At 67.3% G+C, this 18400-nt stretch carries 19 protein-coding genes; 8 read left to right on the top strand and 11 right to left on the bottom strand.

Annotated features, from left to right (window positions below; genetic code table 11):
• Positions 1-10 precede the first annotated feature (10 nt).
• Complete coding sequence (gene btuB / locus C0R07_RS11545; protein ID WP_102788967.1) at positions 11-1852, top strand: TonB-dependent vitamin B12 receptor; 1842 nt, start codon at positions 11-13, stop codon at positions 1850-1852.
• A gap of 109 nt (positions 1853-1961) precedes the next feature.
• Here the strand turns inward: btuB and gph are convergent, their stop codons facing one another.
• Together gph and C0R07_RS11535 are read right to left on the bottom strand one after the other, a co-directional pair.
• Positions 1962-2612, bottom strand: a complete 651-nt coding sequence (gene gph / locus C0R07_RS11540; RefSeq protein ID WP_026070183.1) for a phosphoglycolate phosphatase — start codon at positions 2610-2612, stop codon at positions 1962-1964.
• An 84-nt stretch (positions 2613-2696) separates the two neighbouring features.
• Positions 2697-3599, bottom strand: a complete 903-nt coding sequence (locus C0R07_RS11535) for a LysR family transcriptional regulator (RefSeq protein WP_102788966.1) — start codon at positions 3597-3599, stop codon at positions 2697-2699.
• Positions 3600-3695: 96 nt separating this feature from the next.
• Between C0R07_RS11535 and C0R07_RS11530 the strand changes: the two genes are divergently transcribed.
• On the top strand, positions 3696-4334 hold the full coding sequence (locus C0R07_RS11530) for an NAD(P)-dependent oxidoreductase (protein ID WP_019185768.1): 639 nt from the start codon (positions 3696-3698) through the stop codon (positions 4332-4334).
• 198 nt (positions 4335-4532) lie between these two features.
• Positions 4533-5447 carry an MBL fold metallo-hydrolase gene (locus tag C0R07_RS11525; protein ID WP_102788965.1) on the top strand — a complete coding sequence of 305 codons (915 nt, stop codon included), beginning with the start codon at positions 4533-4535 and terminating at the stop codon, positions 5445-5447.
• Between the two features lie 267 nt (positions 5448-5714).
• Here C0R07_RS11525 and dinB read toward each other — a convergent pair whose 3' ends face one another.
• Positions 5715-6797, bottom strand: coding sequence for a DNA polymerase IV (gene dinB / locus C0R07_RS11520; RefSeq protein ID WP_070471642.1), 1083 nt, complete (start codon positions 6795-6797; stop codon positions 5715-5717).
• 231 nt (positions 6798-7028) lie between these two features.
• On the opposite strand from dinB, the gene fabA reads away from it, so the two are divergent.
• Both fabA and fabB read left to right on the top strand, forming a co-directional pair.
• The gene (gene fabA / locus C0R07_RS11515) at positions 7029-7544 is read left to right on the top strand and encodes a 3-hydroxyacyl-[acyl-carrier-protein] dehydratase FabA (protein WP_102788964.1); all 516 of its coding nucleotides are present in this window, start codon (positions 7029-7031) and stop codon (positions 7542-7544) included.
• A complete protein-coding gene (fabB, locus tag C0R07_RS11510) occupies positions 7544-8752 on the top strand; it encodes a beta-ketoacyl-ACP synthase I (protein WP_019185764.1) in 1209 nt (402 codons plus the stop codon). The genes fabA and fabB overlap by 1 nt, the downstream gene beginning before the upstream one ends.
• A 106-nt stretch (positions 8753-8858) precedes the next feature.
• Here fabB and C0R07_RS11505 read toward each other — a convergent pair whose 3' ends face one another.
• The 3 genes from C0R07_RS11505 to C0R07_RS11495 are packed head-to-tail and all read right to left on the bottom strand — an operon-like array spanning position 8859 to position 11361.
• Positions 8859-9542, bottom strand: a complete 684-nt coding sequence (locus C0R07_RS11505) for an HAD family hydrolase (protein WP_046272916.1) — start codon at positions 9540-9542, stop codon at positions 8859-8861.
• Complete coding sequence (locus tag C0R07_RS11500; protein WP_102788963.1) at positions 9539-10243, bottom strand: pseudouridine synthase; 705 nt, start codon at positions 10241-10243, stop codon at positions 9539-9541. Before C0R07_RS11500 ends, C0R07_RS11505 begins: the two co-directional genes overlap by 4 nt.
• Positions 10240-11361 (bottom strand): class I SAM-dependent methyltransferase, encoded by a 1122-nt coding sequence (locus C0R07_RS11495; protein WP_102788962.1) that lies wholly within the window; start codon positions 11359-11361, stop codon positions 10240-10242. Before C0R07_RS11495 ends, C0R07_RS11500 begins: the two co-directional genes overlap by 4 nt.
• Positions 11362-11503: 142 nt before the next feature.
• Here C0R07_RS11495 and C0R07_RS11490 point away from each other — a divergent pair, with 142 nt between their 5' ends.
• Complete coding sequence (locus tag C0R07_RS11490) at positions 11504-11767, top strand: hypothetical protein (RefSeq protein ID WP_019185760.1); 264 nt, start codon at positions 11504-11506, stop codon at positions 11765-11767.
• Between the two features lie 28 nt (positions 11768-11795).
• Here C0R07_RS11490 and C0R07_RS11485 read toward each other — a convergent pair whose 3' ends face one another.
• Both C0R07_RS11485 and C0R07_RS11480 read right to left on the bottom strand, forming a co-directional pair.
• Positions 11796-12086 carry a DUF3247 family protein gene (locus C0R07_RS11485; protein ID WP_046272912.1) on the bottom strand — a complete coding sequence of 97 codons (291 nt, stop codon included), beginning with the start codon at positions 12084-12086 and terminating at the stop codon, positions 11796-11798.
• Between the two features lie 81 nt (positions 12087-12167).
• Entirely contained in the window at positions 12168-14153 is a 1986-nt protein-coding gene (locus C0R07_RS11480) for a hybrid sensor histidine kinase/response regulator (protein ID WP_019185758.1), read from the bottom strand.
• Positions 14154-14385: 232 nt separating this feature from the next.
• Between C0R07_RS11480 and C0R07_RS11475 the strand changes: the two genes are divergently transcribed.
• Entirely contained in the window at positions 14386-14952 is a 567-nt protein-coding gene (locus C0R07_RS11475; RefSeq protein WP_070471638.1) for a DUF3016 domain-containing protein, read from the top strand.
• Between the two features lie 75 nt (positions 14953-15027).
• On the opposite strand, the gene alr is transcribed toward C0R07_RS11475, so the two are convergent.
• Together alr and C0R07_RS11465 are read right to left on the bottom strand one after the other, a co-directional pair.
• Positions 15028-16101 (bottom strand): alanine racemase, encoded by a 1074-nt coding sequence (alr, locus tag C0R07_RS11470; RefSeq protein ID WP_102788961.1) that lies wholly within the window; start codon positions 16099-16101, stop codon positions 15028-15030.
• Complete coding sequence (locus C0R07_RS11465) at positions 16080-17390, bottom strand: D-amino acid dehydrogenase (protein WP_102788960.1); 1311 nt, start codon at positions 17388-17390, stop codon at positions 16080-16082. The genes alr and C0R07_RS11465 overlap by 22 nt, the downstream gene beginning before the upstream one ends.
• Before the next feature lie 149 nt (positions 17391-17539).
• Between C0R07_RS11465 and C0R07_RS11460 the strand changes: the two genes are divergently transcribed.
• Positions 17540-18019 (top strand): Lrp/AsnC ligand binding domain-containing protein, encoded by a 480-nt coding sequence (locus C0R07_RS11460; protein ID WP_019185754.1) that lies wholly within the window; start codon positions 17540-17542, stop codon positions 18017-18019.
• A 68-nt stretch (positions 18020-18087) separates the two neighbouring features.
• Here C0R07_RS11460 and C0R07_RS11455 read toward each other — a convergent pair whose 3' ends face one another.
• Positions 18088-18258: a hypothetical protein gene (locus tag C0R07_RS11455; protein ID WP_019185753.1), complete on the bottom strand. Its 171-nt coding sequence runs from the start codon at positions 18256-18258 to the stop codon at positions 18088-18090.
• Between the last annotated feature and the right edge of the window lie 142 nt (positions 18259-18400).

Below are 18400 nucleotides of genomic sequence, written 5' to 3'. Positions count from 1 at the left end.
GGAGTCATCGATGAAGCTGCAGATCCAAGTCCTTTCCCTGGCCGTGTTGTCGGCCCTGCCCCTGCTGGCGTCGGCCCAGGACGAGGCGACCGCGCTGGACCAGGTACTGGTCACCGCCACCCGCACCCCGATCGCCCTGCAGGACAGCATCTCGCCAGCGCAGGTGATCGACCGCGCCGAGATCGAGCGCAGCCAGGCACCGTCGCTGCAGGAGCTGCTGCGCGGCCGGGCCGGCATCAACCTCAACAACAGCGGTGGCCTGGGCAAGCAGAGCTCGCTGTTCCTGCGCGGCACCAACTCGGCCCACACCCTGGTGCTGATCGACGGCGTGCGCATCAACACCGGTGACCTCGGCCTGGCCATGATCCAGGACCTGCCGCTGGCGCAGATCGAGCGCATCGAGATCGTGCGTGGCCCGCAGTCCAGCCTGTACGGCGCCGACGCGATCGGTGGCGTGATCCAGATCTTCACCCGCCGCAATGCCGGCCAGTTCGCGCCACACCTGCAGCTCGGCGGCGGCAGCAACGGCCTGCGCGAGGCCAGCGGTGGCTTCGGTGGCAGTGGCGAGCGTGGCTGGTTCGGCACCGACATCGCCTACCAGCACACCGACGGCATCAACGCCTGCCGCGGCTCCGTCTCGCCGTTCGCCGGCTGTGGCGCCAATGAGCCCGACCGCGATGGCTACCGCAACCTGTCGATGAGCCTGCGCGGCGGCTATGCGCTGACCGATACGCTGAGCCTGGAAGGCACCGCGCTGCGCGCCGAAGGCGAGAACCACTACGACGGCTACTACAACTACTCCGAGACCCTGCAGCAGGTGCTCGGTGGCAAGCTGCGCTACACGCCCAGCGCGCGCTTCAACCTGACCGTCAATGTCGGCCGGGCCGACAACGAATCGGACAACTACAACGGTGATGCCTGGCTGGGCAACGCGCAGACCCACCGTGACAGCGCCTCGGTGCAGGCCGATATCGGCATCGCCGATGGCCAGCTGCTGAGCGCCGGCGTGGACTGGAGCCAGGACAACCTGGACGGCAGCAGCGCCGGCTATCTGGTCGACAGCCGCGACAACACCGGCGTGTTCGTGCAGTACCAGGGCCGCTTCGGCGCGCACCACCTGCAGGCCAGCGTGCGCAACGACGACAACGAGCAGTTCGGCAACCACACCACCGGCAGCCTCGGCTGGGGGCTGGAGCTGGGCAGCGGCTTCCGCCTCAACGCCAGCTACGGCACCGCGTTCAAGGCCCCGACCTTCAGCGATCTGTACGACCCGTGGAGCGGCGTGCCGACCCTGGACCCGGAAAAATCCAAGAGCGCGAACGTCGGCATTGCCCAGCAGGGTGAGGGCTGGCGCTGGGGTCTGGATGTGTACGAAACGCGCATCGATGACCTGATCACCTACGACGCGACGACCTTCATGATGTCGCAGGTCGAGAAGGCCCGCATCCGCGGCGCCGAACTGACCGGTGCGATCACCGTGGCCGGGTTCGACCTCAATGCACAGCTCAGCCACACCGACCCGCGCAACCGCACCGACGGCAGCGCGCAGTTCGACAACTGGCTGGCCCGCCGCGCCCAGAACACCGCGCGCCTGGACGTCGATCGCCGCTTCGGTGACTTCCGCACCGGCCTCACCGCCAACGGCGCCGGCAAGCGTTACGACGATGCGGCCAACACCGTGCGCCTGGGTGGCTATGGCACCGTGGACCTGCGCCTGGAATACGCACTGAGCCGCGACTGGTCGGTGCTGGGCCGCGTCAGCAATGTCTTCGACCGCGATTACGAAACCGTTGCCTGGTACAACCAGCCGGGCCGCGAGTACCGCCTGAGCGTGCGTTACCAGCCGAAATAAGCGTGCGGGACGGCGGCACCGCTGCCGTCCCACCCTCGGCAGCTGCCGACCATTGGTCGGCACAATCGTTGACCCTGGTAGGTGCCGACCGTTGGTCGGCACACGCGCATTAGAGCGCCAGCAGTTCCCGCAGATCGTCCATCACCGCCACCGCCGCGACGTTGTTTAGATCGAGCCCGCGCGGATACCCATAGCGCACCAGCGCCACCGGCATGCCCGCATCCACCGCGGCGCGGTAATCGGTGATCGAATCACCCACCATCAGGGCCGCCTCGACGGCCACCTCGAAGTGCGCCGCGATATGCCGCAACGGCGCACCACTGGGCTTGCGTTCCGGCAGCGAATCTCCGCCCAGCACCAGCGCGAACTGATCCTGCAACCCGAAATGCTGCAGCAACGGCGCCACCAGCGCCGACGGCTTGTTGGTGCAGATCGCCAGCGTCACCGCGCGTTCGCGCAATGCGGCCAACGTGTCGGTCACACCATCAAACAGACGTGGGCTGCGCAACAGGCACGCCTCGTAGTGCCGCATGAAACCGGGCATCACCTTGTCCAGTTCGACGGCGCTGCCAGCCGCATCGAATGCCTGCTCCACCAATCGGCGCACACCATCGCCGATCCAGGTCAGCACGGTGGCCTCGGGCACGCGCGGCAACTGCCAGTCCTCCAGCGTGCGGTTCAACGCCTCGGCGATATCGGCGGCGCTGTCCACCAGCGTGCCATCCAGATCGAACACCACCAACGGATACGGGTACGACAAGGCAATGCTCACTTCCACAGCAGGGAAGGGCCATTGTACGGAGGTGCGTGTGTGATGCCGATGCACGCCCGGGTAGCGCCGCGTTTACAGCTGCGCCAGGAATGCCGGGCTGGCAAAACGTTCCACCAGGAAATCCAGGAAGCTGCGCATGATTGTCGGCAGCTGCCGGCGTGACGCATATACCGCGTGGATACCCAAGCCTTCCACTTCGTAATCAGGCAGCACCTCGATCAGCTCGCCACTGCGGAGCAACGGGGCGATCTGGTACGTCGGCAACATCGCGATGCCGGCGCCGGCACGCACCGCTTCGAGCAGCAGCGACGCTTCATTGGCACTGATGTTGCCGCCTACCGCCACCGCGATCTTCCGTCCGTCGCGTTGCAGGTGCCACACGCTCTTGCCGACATAGTGGTGCGTCAGGCAGTTGTGCGCGGCCAGTGCATCGGCGGTGGTCGGCGTGCCGTGCTCGGTCAGGTACGACGGCGACGCGCACAGCACCGAACGGCACGGCGCCAACGGCCGCGCGATCAGACTCGGATCGATCGCGCGCGAAATGCGCACCGCGATGTCCACGCGCTCTTCGACCAGATTCACCACCCGATCCACCAGCAGCAGTTCCACGCGCGTGAGCGGATGCCGTTTGACGAACGCCGCCACCGCCGCCGCCAGGTGGATCTGCCCGAAGGAGACACTCGCGGTGACCCGCAGCAGCCCGTGCGGCTCGGGGTTGTCCGTGGCCAGCTCACCACGCAGCTCATCACCGATCGCCAGCATCTGCCGGAACCGCAGCAGCGCGGCTTCGCCCGGCCCGGTCAGGCTGATCCGGCGCGTGGTCCGGTGCAGCAGCCGCGCGCCCAGCCAGCGCTCCACCTCGGCCAGATAACGGGTCACCATCGCCCGCGACATTTCCAGTGCCTCGGCCGCTGCGGTCAGGCTGCCGCGCTCGGCGACCTCGACGAACACGTTCATGGCGGTCATCCGGTCCATTTGATCGATCCGTGCAACAAATTAGGCCGTTATACGCGGTTTTTCGTTCGATTCCAGAGGCATACGCTGGCCTTCCTTCCTCAACGGACCTGCCCCATGAAAATCGCGCTTGTTGGTGCCACCGGCAATATCGGCCGTGAAATCACCCGCCAGGCCCTCGCCCGCGGCCATCAGGTCACCGCCATCGTGCGCCGCGAGACCGACCTGCCGGCCGAACTGGAGGGCGCCCAGCTGGCCGTCGCCGCGCTGGACGATACCGATGCCCTGGCCGCCGTGATCGCCGGCCACGACGTGCTGGCCAGCGCCTTCGGCCCGCGCCCGGGTGATGCGCCGAGCACCGTGACCACCACCAGCGCCGCGCTGGTCAAGGCAGCCCGCCAGGCCGGCGTACCGCGCTTCATCATGGTCGGCGGTGCGGGCAGCCTGGAAGTCGCCCCGGGCGTGCAACTGGTGGACACCGAGGGCTTCCCGGATGCCTACAAGCCGGTCGCCCTGGCCGCGCGCGAGACGCTGAAGCAGCTGCAGGCCGTCGATGACCTGGACTGGACCTTCTACTCGCCCGCCGCCGAGATCGGCCCCGGCCCGCAGCGCGGCGGCTTCCGCAGCCAGGCGAAGAATTTCCTGGTCGGTGCCGACGGACACAGCCGGATCAGCTACGCCGACTACGCCGACGCCTTCGTCAGCGAGATCGAAACCCCGCAGTACGTGCGGCAGATCGCCACGGTTGCGTACTGACCAGGCCGCCGATGTGAAGCAGCCGACCAACGGTCGGCTCTACCGGCCCCGGTGTCATGTCGGGGCCGTTCCCCCCGGTGTCATGTCGGGGCCGTCCCCCCCCCCGGTGTCATGTCGGGGGCCGTTCCCCCCGGTGCCATGTCGGGGCCGTCCCGCCCCGGTGTGATGCCGGGGCCGCGCTGCACAGGACTTCTTGAAATGCAGAACGTTTCCCGCACGACCCTGGCCTTGGCGTTGGCGCTCGGTACCGCGCTCGCCGTCAGCCCACCGGCCATCAGCCACGCCGCTGCGGCCACCGCCGAAGCCCACGTGCTGCAGGTGCAGCCCTACCACCCCGGCGACGAGGCGCTGTTTTCGGTCGCGTCCACCCTGATCACCGGCCGCCACGACGCCATCCTGGTCGACGCCCAGTTCGCCGCATCCGACGCCGCCCAGCTGGTGCAGCGCATCCGCGCCTCGGGCAAACGGCTGACCACGATCTACATCAGCCACGGCGACCCCGACTACTACTTCGGCCTGGCCACCCTGCAGGACGCCTTCCCCGACGCCCAAGTCCTCGCCACCCCCGCAACCGTTGCCCACATCAACGCCACCCAGGCCGCCAAACTCGCGTACTGGGGCCCGCAGATGGGCGCAGCCAAGCCCAGCCGCATCGTCATCCCGCCCCCCCTGGACGGCGACACCCTCACCCTTGAAGGCCAACCGATCAAGATCATCGGCCTCACCGGCCCCACCCCGGACCGCACCGTCCTGTGGATCCCCGCCCTGCGCACCGTCCTCGGCGGCATCCCCATCGTCGCCGGCGAACACGTCTGGATGGCCGACACCCAAAGCGCCCAATCGCACGCGCACTGGCTGCAGACCCTGGCCACCATCAAGGCCCTGAAGCCGACGCGCGTCATACCGGGCCACTACGCAACGGGTGCCGCCCTGGACATCAGCGCCGTGGATTTCACCGCCGACTACATCCGCGCCTTCGACGAAGAAACGGCACGGAGCAACGACGCCAACGCACTGATTGCCGCGATGAAAAAACGCTATCCGACCCTGGCGGGCGAGAGCTCGCTGGAACTGAGCGCAAAAGTAGCCAAGGGTGAAATGCAGTGGCCGTAATGACGCATCCGTAGAAACCAGACGTCATTCGCGAATCTCGAAACGCGCGACGCGTTTCCTCTCTGCGCACCGACCCAGTGTCGGAGGGACGGCGCGGGTGGGGTATCGGGACCGTGTGTTGCCATGGATGGCAACACACGAGCTTACAGGGACGTACTTGCAGCGGGTCCCGCTACCCCACCCGCGTCGTCCCAAACCCTCATCACCCGGACCCCAGCGCCTCAGCCGTTGCCGTTGCCGTTGCCGTCACCGCAAACAGAAAAACCGTCAGCCATCACCCAGGTGATCAAACAACCCCGGCTGGCGCACCACCTCCCGCTCCCGGAATCCCCCCAACCCCACCCCCACCAACCGATACCGCGTCTCCAGCGGCAGCTCCACCCGCGCCCGCAACCCCAGCGCAATATCCCGCAGTTCCTCCATCGAATCCGGCGGCGACTCCGGCGTGAAACTGCGCGTAATGATCCGGAACTGCGAGGTCTTCAACTTCAACACCACCGTATGCCCCACCCGATCGGTCTTGCGCGTCGCCTGCCACGTCTTCTCCGCCAACTGCACGATCGCCGGCGCCAGATCCTCCAGCAGCAGATCCTCCGCGAACGTGTCTTCCGACGAAATCGACTGCACCGGCTGATCCGGCTCCACCGGTCGCTCATCGATGCCGCGCGCACGATTGAACAAGCGCCCGCCGAACGTTCCGAAGCGCGCCTCCAGTTCCTCCAGCGGCAGCGAACGCAGATCGCCCACCGTCGCGATGCCCAGCTCGGCCAGCTTGGCCGCCATCACCTTGCCCACGCCTGGCACGCGGTTCACCGGCAACGGCGTCAGGAACTGCTCGATGCGATGCGGCGGCACCACGAACTGCCCATCCGGCTTGCGCCAATCCGAGGCGATCTTGGCCAGGAACTTGTTCGGCGCGATCCCCGCCGACGCCGTCAGCTGCGTCTCCTCGCGGATCTGCGCGCGGATGATCTGTGCAATCTCCGTCGCCACCGTCATGCCGCCCTTGTGCTCGGTCACATCGAGATACGCCTCATCCAGCGACAACGGCTCCACCAGCTCCGTATGCCGCAGGAAAATCTCGCGCACCTGGCGGGACACCGCCTTGTAACGGACGAAATCCGGGGGCACGAACACCGCATCCGGACACAGCCGCTCCGCGCGTACCGCGGGCATCGCCGAGCGCACGCCGAACACGCGCGCTTCGTAGGAGGCCGCGCACACCACCGAGCGCATGCCGCGCCACGCCACCACCACCGGTTTGCCCCGCAACGAGGGATCGTCGCGCTGCTCCACGGACGCGTAAAACGCATCCATGTCGACGTGAATGATCTTGCGGGGGCGGGACACGGGCGTGGGCACTCGGATTCAGATGAACAAGATTACAGCCACACGCCGCAGTATGGTTGTTGGATAACAACAACATGCGTTTTTGAACCTGAAAACACTACGGCGGCGTACGGTTAAAACGTTTGATTGAATCACTTTTTCTCATGCACTCTTGAGCACTTGCTTCATGCAAGAGCAGTCGACCTGTGGTCGGCTCACCCCGACGACAACTTCTTCAGGATTGCGTTTTCCATGACTCGTCTCAACGCGTTCTCGCGCGACCAGCTGCTGGCCAGCGCCCGCGGTGAACTGTTCGGCCCGGGCAGCGGTCGCCTGCCCAATGATCCGATGCTGATGTTCGATCGCATCACCGATATCCGCGAGGACGGCGGCCCGCACGGCAAAGGCATGGTACGCGCCGAACTGGATATCCGCCCTGACCTGTGGTTCTTCGACTGCCATTTCCTCGGCGACCCGGTCATGCCCGGCTGCCTCGGCCTGGATGCCATGTGGCAGCTGACCGGCTTCTTCCTGACCTGGATCGGTGCGCCCGGCCGTGGCCGCGCCCTGGGTTGCGGTGAAGTGAAGTTCACCGGGCAGGTGCTGCCGAACGCCAAGCGGGTCACTTACGAAATCGATATCTCGCGCGTCATCAACCGCAAGCTGGTGATGGCCCAGTCCGACGCCCGCATGCTCGTCGATGGCCGCGAAATCTACGCTGCCAAAGACCTGCGTGTAGGTCTGTTCACTTCCACTGAGAACTTCTGATGCGTCGCGTCGTCATTACCGGAATGGGCATCACCTCGTGCCTGGGCAACGATCTGGACACCGTGTCCTCGGCACTGCGTGAAGGCCGCGCCGGCATCCGCCACCTGCCTGATCACGCCGAAGCCGGCCTGCGCAGCCACGTTGGCGGCAACATCGAGCTGGACCTGGACGCGCAGATCGACCGCAAGGTGAAGCGCTTCATGAGCGACGCCTCGGCCTACGCCTACATCGCCATGCGCGACGCCATCGCCGATGCCGGTCTGGACGAGGCGCAGGTCGCCAACCCGCGTACCGGCCTGATCGCCGGCTCCGGCGGCGGCTCCAGCCAGTGGCAGGTGGAATCTGCCGACATCCTGCGCGCCCGTGGCGTGCGCAAGGTCGGCCCGTACATGGTGCCGCGCACGATGTGCTCCACTGTGTCGGCCTGCCTGGCCACCGCGTTCCAGATCAAGGGCCTGAGCTACTCGCTGTCGGCCGCTTGCGCCACCTCCGCCCACTGCATCGGCGCCGCCGCGGACCTGATCCGTCATGGCGCGCAGGATGTGATGTTCGCCGGTGGCGGTGAAGACCTGCACTGGTCGATGAGCGTGATGTTCGATGCGATGGGCGCGCTGTCGACCCGTTTCAACGAGACCCCGGCCTCGGCGTCGCGCCCGTACGACAAGGACCGCGATGGCTTCGTCATCGCCGGTGGCGGCGGCATGCTGGTGCTGGAGGATTACGACCACGCCGTGGCCCGTGGTGCGCGCATCTACGCCGAGCTGGTCGGCTACGGCGTCACCTCCGACGGTGCCGACATGGTCGCCCCCTCCGGTGAAGGGGCGGTGCGCTGCATGAACATGGCGATGGAGCACCTCACCGGCCCGATCGACTACCTCAACACGCACGGCACCTCGACCCCGCTGGGCGATGTCACCGAGCTGAAGGCGGTCCGTGAAGTGTTCGGCGAGACCATCCCGCCGCTGTCCTCGACCAAGGCGCTGTCCGGCCACTCGCTGGGCGCGGCAAGCGTGCACGAAGCGATCTACTGCCTGCTGATGATGCGTGACGGCTTCATCGCCGGCTCGGCCAACATCGGCGAGCTGGACCCGCTGGTGGAAGGCTTCCCGATCGTGCGCGAGACGCAGCCGGCACAGCTGAACACCGTGATGTCCAACAGCTTCGGCTTTGGTGGCACGAACGCAGCGCTGGTGTTCAGCCGCATCTGATTGCAGCGGCGACGTACACGAAAAAGCCCGGCCATGTGCCGGGCTTTTTTATGCCGGTATATCGGCGAGCCGAGCCCCGCTGCCGCTGGCAGGCCGTTGGGCAAACTCAAGGAGGAGGCAGCAACGGCATCAACAACGCCCGCGCATCCAGCAGCGAACCCACGATGCGATGCCCCAGCGCACGCAGTTCCTCATCCGGGTGCACCAGGTCCGGCACCTGGATCGCGGTCATGCCCGCACCCACCGCCGCGCGGATGCCGGCCGGGGAATCTTCCAGCGCCAGGCAGCGCGCCGGGTCCTTGCCCAGCTTCTGCGCCGCGAGCAGGTAGATGTCCGGCGCCGGCTTGGGACGCGACACGTCACTGCTGGTCACCACCACCTCGAAGAACGGCAGCAGGCCGGCGGCGGCCAACTTGCGCGAGGCGCGCGGCTGGCGCGTGGAGGTTGCGACCGCGCGCGGCACACCGTGATCGTGCAGCAGCTGCAGGATCTCCAGGATGCCCGGGCGCAGCGGCAGGCCCTGCTGCGTGCGCGCTTCATACAGGTCATGGCAGCGCGCGAACAGCGCAGCGACCTGCTCGGCATTCACCGTCTGCAGCAGCAGGCGCTCGCAGTCGCGGTCACCCAGGCCCACCATGCGCAGCCAGAACCCCTCAGGGAACGGCAGCGCCAGTTCCTGCGCCGCCTGCGACCAGCACGCGATCGAGACCCGCTCGCTGTCGATCATCAGGCCGTCCATGTCGAAGATGACGGCGTCGGGCAGGAACGGCAGCGCGGCGAAAGCACTCATGGGACGTTGAACAGTGTCTCGAGATCGGCCGCGTCCAGCGTGCGCCACTCGCCTTCCGGCAGATCGCCCAGCGAGAGCCCGCCGATGCGGCTGCGGTGCAGCGCCTCGACGTGGTTGCCGACCGCCGCGAACATCCGGCGCGCCTGGTGGTAGCGGCCCTCGTGCAGGACCAGCTGCGCCTGGCGCGGGCCGTTCACGTGCAGCTCGGCCGGCAGCAACGGCTTGTCGTCCGATTCCAGCATCAGCCCGCCGCTGGCGAAACGCGCGGTTTCATCGCCGCGCAGGTCCTCGGCCAGGGTGACCTCGTAGGCCTTGTCCAGGCGCGACTTCGGCGACACGATCCGGTGCAGCAGCGCGCCGTCATCGGTCATCAGCAGCAGGCCGCTGGTGTCGCGGTCCAGGCGGCCCACCGAGGACAGCACCGGCGCACGCTCGCGGTAACGCGGCGGCAGCAGGTCGTAGATCAGCCGGCCTTTGTCCTTGGTCGAACAGGTATAACCGCGCGGCTTGTGCAGCATCAGGGTCAGCCCCTGCGGCGGGTCCAGCGGCTCGCCCTCGACCCGGATCGCCTCATGTGCGACCGCGTCGTCGGCGTACAGCACCTCGCCGTCGGCATCGGTGATCAGGCCAGCGCGGAACATCCCCTGCACCTGCTTGCGGCTGCCATAGCCCAGGTTGGCCAACAGCTTGACCAGCTTCATGCGCGGCCTCCGCGGCCCCACTTCGGCTCGGTGCTGCGCGGGGCACGGGCCGGGGTGGCGCTCTTGCTCGCCTTGGTCGCTTCGATCAGCTTGAAGCCATCGCGCTCGGCGGCCACGCGGACCTGGCCGAAGCTTTCGTTGAGGATCTGCTCGTACGGCAGATGGCGGTTGGCCACCAGCCACATCCGCCCGCCCGGGCGCAGCGCCTGCGCGGCCACGGCGATGAAGCGCTGGCCGATGTCGGGACGGTCGGCGCGCGAGGGCGTGTGGAACGGCGGGTTGGTCACGATGAAGTCGTACTCGCCCTCGATCCCGGCGGTGACGTCCTGCCAGTGGAAGCCCAGCGCCGCCGGCTTGCCCAGCGCGGCAAGGTTCTCGCGGGCCAGGGCCAGGGCGCGGCCTTCGGCCTCGTACAGGTCCAGCGCGCTCACGTTCGGGCAGCGGGCCAGCACTTCAGCGGACAGGTAGCCGAAGCCGGCCCCCAGGTCAGCGCCACGGCCGGCCAGGTCGGCCGGCAGCTGCTCCACCAGCAGCGCCGAGGCCGGGTCGATGCGGTCCCAGGCGAAGATGCCGGGGCGGCTCTGGAAGCGGCCGCCCAGGATCCCGCGCGGCGCGTCCAGCGACGCCCAGCGCTGCGCCAGCGCGGCGTCGTGCTGGCCATTGAGCGGCGCGGTCCAGTAGGCGCGGCAGTGGTTCTTGGTCAGCTTGCCGCCCAGGCCGGCCAACTGCTGCAGGTCGCCTTCGCCGGAGCGGGCACCTTCGTTGTTGTGCTGGCAGGCCACCACGATGCCGCCGGGCGCGGCCAGCGCCAGCGCACGGGCGAACAGGGCCTTGGCCTCCTCGCGCTGGCGCGGCGGCAGGACCAGCACCACGGCGTAGCGGGTGGCGTCGCTGGCCAGCTGCTGCTCGTCGCGTACGGTCCAGCCACTGGCTTCCAGCGCATCGGCGAACGGGCGGAAGCTCTGCTCGCAGACCAGCTGGGCCGGCTGGGCGTGCTCGCGCAGCGGCGCGCCGTCGCGGGCGCGCAGGAACAGCACGGGGCCGGCCGGCCAGGACAGTGCGCCACTGGCGAAGGGCAGGAACAGGGTTTCCAGGGGAGCGTCGTGCTGGGCAGCCATGCGGGGGCACATCTTGAAAAGAGGCCGCCATTCTACCGGTTCGCCCCGCCGGACCCGGATTTGCGTTTATTCAACGTCCTGTTGATGCCCTGACAACATCCAAACCGGCAGGGTGGAGCCTCACTTCCCGTGGAGATGGCTCATGCGTGCATTGTTCGTCGGTGGCGTAGTCGACAACAGCGAAATGGACATGGAGGGCAGCCAACCACCGGTGCACTACCCCGAAGACACCGGCGGCGGCCATTCGCGCTACCGCCTGCACCAGATCGGCAAGACCTCCGATGGCAACGTGGCCTATGCGGTCTATGGGGCGCCGGACATGGCCGATGAAGAGGTGGCGCGGATCGCCGATGAGCGAGCCTACGCGCGTCGCTTCGAAGCCGAGCCCAGCGAATTCACCCACTGAGCCGACGCCGAGGCGCTGCCCGCCGCGATCACTCGCGGTAGGGCAGCTGCCGGATGGCCCTGATCTGATCGAGCCAGATGAGGTGCTGCTGGACCGGCGTATCCAGATCGTCCAATCGCAGCTGGCCGTTGCTGCCTTCATGTTCGTCGGCATCGCGGTACTGCTGCAGCGTCGGCTGCACTGCCACGGTGCCCAGCAGGCGGCTGCCGTCATCAAGCGTGAGCTCGACCTGGGTCTGGCCGTGCAGCTGCGGCAGCAGCGCTTCCAGGGCCGCGATGGCGGCCGGATCGGTGTGGATGCGGGGGGCGTAACGTGACATGGCAACTCCTGTGGCGTACGCCCTCAGTGTGCCCGCCGCGGCGTCAACACATTGCCAACGGCTGCCGGCAGCGGCGCCGGCTCAGCGGCTGGCGAGTACGCCCCGCACCGCGGCCACCAGCTGGGCGACCGAATACGGCTTGGCCACGTGCTCCTGGAAGCCTGACGCCAATGCGCGCTTGCGGTCGTCCGCACGCGCCAGCGCCGTCACCGCCACCGCCGGCAGCGCCTCTGGCTCGACGCCCATGTTGTCGCGCAATGTGCGTACCAGGCCGTACCCATCCATGCCGGGCATGCCGATGTCGGTCAGCAGGGCATCGATACCGCTGTGGCCGTTTTCGTTGAGCAGTGCCAGCGCTTCGCCGGCGGAGGACGCCGTGGTGACCGAAGCGCCCTGCTCTTCCAACAGCCGCCGCAGGTACTCCAGCACCTCGGGCTGGTCTTCCACGGCCAGCAGGTGCAGGCCCTTGAGCGGATACGGCTCGATGATCTGTTCGGTGATCGGCCCACTGAACACTTCGCGCAGCGGGCGGCCATCGGCCTGCGGCTGATAGCGCGGCAGGCGCACGTTGAAGCTGGCACCCTGGCCGTGGCCTTCGCTGCTGGCCGCAACCACGCCACCATGCAGTTCCACCAGCTGCTGGACGATCGCCAGCCCCAGCCCCAGGCCGCCATGGCGACGCGTGGTGGTGCCGTCGGCCTGGCGGAAGCGGCTGAACAGATGGCGCAGGAACTCCGGCGCGATGCCGTCGCCGGAGTCGGTCACGGTGATCGACCAGTGCCCGCCATCGGCGGCCAGGGTGAGCACCACGCGCCCTTCGGCCGGGGTGAATTTGATGGCGTTGGACAGCAGGTTCCACAGCACCTGCTGCAGGCGCGTGGCATCGCCGAGCACCAGGCACGGCTCGTCGGGCATCACCAGTTCCATCGAGAGCGCTTTGCCTTCGGCGACCAGCTCCTGTGCACGCATGGCCTCTTCCAGCTGCGCACGCAGATCCAGCATTTCCACTTCCAGCTGGACCTTGCCCAGCAGCATGCTGCTCAGGTCCAGCATGTCCGAGATCAGCCGCTTCTGCGCCATCGCACTGTTGGCGATCACGCCCAGCCCCTTGTACATCGGGCTGGTGTTGTCGATACGCTGCAGCAGCAGTTCGCTCCAGCCCAGGATGGTGGTGAGCGGGGTGCGCAGCTCGTGCGAAAGCGTGGCCAGGAACTCATCCTTCAGCCGCGCCATGTTCTCGGCGGCGCTGCGCGCGGCACGCTCGGACTGCAGCAGTTCTTCGCGCGCCATTTCGATTTCGCGACGCTCGGTCACATCCGGGCTGCTGCCGGCCAGGCCGATGAAACGGCCCATCCTGGAAAAGCGGGGCCGCGCGTTCATTTCCAGCCAGCGCCATTGCCCGTCGGCGCGACGGCCGCGCACCAGTGCATGCATGGAGCGCTGCGACTTCAGTGCCTCCTGCAGTTCGTAATCGAACACCGAAGCATCGTCGGGATGCACCAGGCCACGCCACACATCGTCCGGTACGCGCTGCTCGTCGCCGCCGAAGAACTCGCTGAAGGCACTGTTGACGAAGCGCGAATGCCCGCGCTCATCCAGGACCCACACCGGCATCGGCAGGCCATCGGCCAGCGCACTGAAGCGCGCCTCGCTTTCGGCCAGCTCCACCTCGATGTGCTTGCGGTTGGTGATGTCGAAGAACACTACGGCCACCAGATGCTCGTCCGGTTCGCCAACGCTGACCGCCTCGACCGAATACCACCGGTTCAGCGCGCGTGCTTCCATCTCGAACTGCCGGGCCTGGCCGCTCAGTGCCACCTCGCCATAGGTGCGGTACCAGTCCGTCTCATGGCCGGGCTGCAGGCTGGTCATCCGCTGCCCGCAGACATTGCTCAAGCCGGTATTGCGCGAAAACGCCTCGTTGACCTCCACGAACCGGTAATCCACGCCCACCCCGGCATCGTCGAAGATCACCTCGATGATGCAGAACCCCGCATTCAGGCGCTCAAGGACCGTGCGATACAGGGCCGGATCCGGCGATGAAGCCAGGAAAGAGGCGCGTTCCAACGTCGAAGTGGGCAGGCTGGGCAAGGGCGTCAATGAGGCAACTGGCGAAACAGAGGAGGACAGGATCGGCCAACGCGCGTATTCGCAGCGTCAAGCGCCGGGGGTCTGGGGCGGGCCTGGGTGAATTGGCGCCAACCGCAGACGCGGAGCATACACGCGTGGATTGTCCGCCACCCGGATCGGGATCACACTGGTACCTGATCCCACTTGTGATCGCGACCCAGGCATTGTCATGAACCGCACCTCCCTGATCGCCGGGGCCCTGGCCGGGCTGCTGCTCATCGGCAGCGCCGCGGCCGCCCCGCGTACCGTGACCGACCCGCAGGCCCCGCGCGCGCTCAAGACCGAAGGCCCTGTCCAGGTGACCTGGACCGACCCGGCACAGTTCACCGAGATCCGGCTGAGCAACAACCGCTTCGAGGCCGAACGCGGCGACTGGGTGCAGCAACTGGCCAAGTATGTGCAGACCACGGCCAGCAAGGCGCTGCAGCCCGGCCAGACGCTGCAGGTCACCTTTACCGATATCAAGCGCGCCGGCGATTACGAGCCTTGGCATGGCCCTCGCGCCAACGACATCCGGGTGATGCGCGATATCTACCCCCCGCGCGTGACCCTGACCTACACCCTGAAGGATGCGCAGGGCCAGGTGATCAGCGAAGGGGAACGCAAGCTGCAGGACACCGGCTACCTGCACAACATCGGGCGACAGAGCGACACCGACCCGCTGCGCTATGAGAAGCGCCTGCTGGATGACTGGATCCGGCGCGACCTGCGCAACGAGGCCACGGCCAGCACCTGAGCCCTTGGGCCCACATGAGAAAGGCGGCGCATCAGCGCCGCCTTTTTTCATGCACGCGGTATCGCCGGTGGCGGTTCAGCCGTCGACGTACTCGCGCACGACCCGCTTCACCCCACACGGCAGCTGGTAAGCACTGACCCCGCACAGCGGTGCCAGCGCCTCGATGCGGGGGGCATCGCCCCACAGCGTCACCGTGCTGCCGATGCCGGCCTGCGGCAGGTGGGTCAGGTCCACGGTGAGCATGTCCATCGAGACCCGGCCGATCACGATGCCCGGCTGATCGTCGATCCGCACCGGGGTGCCGTTCGGCGCGAACTGCGGGTAACCGTCGGCGTAACCGAGCGCGACCACGCCAACCCGGGTCGGGCGCTGCGCGACGAAGCGCGCGCCGTAACCGACCGGCTCGCCCACCGCGATGTCACGGACGGCGAAGATCTTCGAACGCATGCTCATCACCGGCCGCAGGCGCCCGGTCAGCGCGGTATGCGCCGGCATCGGGTTGATCCCGTACAGCATCAGGCCCGGGCGCACCCAGTCGCTGCGTACGTCCGGCCACCCCAGCAGCGCTGGCGAGTTGCACAGGCTGGTCTGCCCGGCCAAGCCGCCGATGGTGGCCGCGAAGACGTCGGCCTGTTCGCGGGTGCGCGGGCTGTCCAGTTCGTCGGCCCGCGCCATGTGGGTCATCAGCACCATCGGCCCGACATGCGCCAACGCGCTCAACGTGGCGTGCGCGGCACGGAACTCGTCCGGCCACAGGCCCAGGCGATGCATGCCGCTGTCCAGCTTCAACCACACGGTGAGCGTGGCGGTGGTCTGGAACGCGGCCACCGCCTCGACCTGCCACGGCGCGCCGACCGCGAACCACAGGTCGTGCTGCACGATCAGCGGCAGCTCACTGGCGTCGAAAAAGCCTTCCAGCAGCAGGATCGGGCCGGTGATGCCGGCCGCGCGCAGCTCCAGCGCTTCCTCGATGCAGGCCACGCCAAAGGCATCGGCCTCGGCCTGCAGCGCGCGGGCGCAGCGCACCGCGCCGTGCCCGTAGGCATCGGCCTTGATCACCGCAACGGCCTTGCCGCCCCCCAGTTCGCGCGCCAGCCGGTAATTGCTGCGCAGCGCGTCCAGATCAATCAACGCACGGGCTGGGCGCATGAACTCGGCTCACGGTAACGGACAGAGGCGGCATGGTGGGTGTAACGGAAGATATCCAGGCCTTCGGTGCTGATCTGCGGCTGGCGGGCATCCATCAGGTCGGCCAGGTAGCGGCCGGAGCCGCAGGCCATGGTCCAGCCCAGGGTGCCGTGGCCGGTATTGAGGAACAGGTTGCGGTACGGCGTAGCGCCGACCACCGGGGTGCCATCCGGCGTGGCCGGGCGCAGGCCGGTCCAGAACTCGGCGCGCGACAGGTCGCCGCCCTCCGGGTACAGATCGCGCACCACCTTCTCCAGCGTGGCGCGGCGGCGCGGCGAGAGCGACAGGTCGAACCCGCCCACTTCGGCCATGCCACCCACGCGGATGCGGTCGTCAAAGCGGGTCACGGCCACCTTGTAGCTTTCATCCAGGATGGTCGAGGTCGGCGCCATTGCCGGATCGGTGATGGGCAGCGTCAGCGAGTAGCCCTTGAGCGGGTACACCGGCAGCTGCATGCCCAGCGGTGCGACCAGCGACGGCGAGTAACTGCCCAGCGCGACCACGTAGTGATCGGCGGTTTCCAGCTTGCCATCGATGCGTACACCGGTGATGCGGTCGCCCTCGCTCTGCAGGCCGGCGATGTCCTGGTCGAAGCGGAACTCCACCCCGGCATCGACGCACATCTGCGCCAGGCGACGGGTGAACAGCTGGCAATCACCGGTCTGGTCGCGCGGCAGGCGCAACGCGCCGACCAGCTTGTCGGCCACGCCGGCCAGCGCCGGCTCATGGGCGATGATGCCCGCGCGGTCGAGCACCTGGTACGGCACGCCGTACTGGGCCAGCACTTCGATGTCCTGCGCGGAGGCATCCAGCTGCTGCTGGGTGCGGAACAACTGGGTGGTGCCCAGGTCGCGGCCCTCGAACTCGATGCCGGTCTCGCGGCGCAGCTCGTTGAGGCAGTCGCGGCTGTACTCGGACATGCGCACCATGCGCGCCTTGTTGATCGCGTAGCGCTCGTGCGTGCAGTTGCGCAGCATCTGCGCCAGCCAGCGGTACTGGTGCCAGTCCAGGCCCGGGCGGATCGCCAGCGGCGCATGCTCGGAGAACAGCCATTTGACCGCTTTGAGCGGCACGCCGGGGGCGGCCCACGGCGAGGTATAGCCGAACGACAGCTGCCCTGCGTTGGCAAAACTGGTTTCCAGCGCCGGACCAGGCTGGCGGTCGACGACCGTGACTTCAAACCCGGCCTGCCGCAGGTACCAGGCACTGGTCGTGCCGATCACACCGCTGCCAAGGACTAGAACGCGCATGACACCTCTCCAACCCGATCATTCCCTGCGCAGGAGCACGCTGGGACCATAATTGAGGAAGTATAGTCAGCCGCAACCAAGCAATTCGCCTGTTTTTAGAGTCACAGGCAGGGTATTGTCCTGCCAACACCCTTGAGAGGCTGACGCCGATGGCCGCGCGTGCCCGCGAACTGGACAAGATCGACCGCAAGATCCTGCGCATCCTGCAGGACGAGGGTCGCATTTCCTTCACCGAACTGGGCGAGCGGGTCGGGCTGTCGACGACGCCCTGCACCGAGCGCGTGCGGCGGCTGGAGCGCGACGGCGCGATCACCGGCTATTACGCCAAGCTGGATCCGCATTACCTCAAGGCCAGCCTGCTGGTATTCGTAGAGATCAGCCTGGCCTACAAATCCGGCGATATCTTCGAGGAGTTCAGGCGCGCGGCGCTGAAGCTGCCCAACGTGCTGGAGTGCCACCTGGTGTCGGGCGATTTCGACTATCTGCTCAAGGCACGCATCAGTGAGATGGCCTCTTACCGCAAGCTGCTCGGCAGCACGTTGCTGACCTTGCCGCACGTGCGTGAATCCAAGAGCTACATCGTGATGGAAGAGGTCAAGGAAACCCTGACCCTGCCGATCCCGGATTGATGTCGGCCCGATAACGCAGAAAGGCGGCGCGCGTGTGCGCACCGCCTTCGTTCATTGCGTCAAGCGCATCAGCGCTGCTGCTTCTGGTCCTGGTGCTTCTGGTCCTGCTGCTTGCCGCCCTTCTGATTCTGCTGGTCCCACTGCTGCTGGTTCTGCTGGCCGGGCTTCTGGTTCTGCTGCTGACTGCCCTGCTGCTCCTGCGGCGATTTGCCGGGACTGCGGTTCTGCTGGTTAGCCATGATTGCACTCTTCTCGAAAAACCTCGGGGGATGCGCTGGGTTGCGGCGCGGGTACAGGGTCCCGCCGATCCGGTTAATCACAGGCGAAAAAACAGTGAGGTGGTGCGTTGACGGCGATGACTGCGGGCAGCCCGATGTAAAC

This window comes from Stenotrophomonas bentonitica, assembly GCF_002887735.1.
In the GTDB taxonomy this organism is placed as follows: Bacteria; Pseudomonadota; Gammaproteobacteria; order Xanthomonadales; family Xanthomonadaceae; genus Stenotrophomonas; species Stenotrophomonas bentonitica_A.
This window is presented reverse-complemented; position numbering and strand designations above follow the sequence as displayed.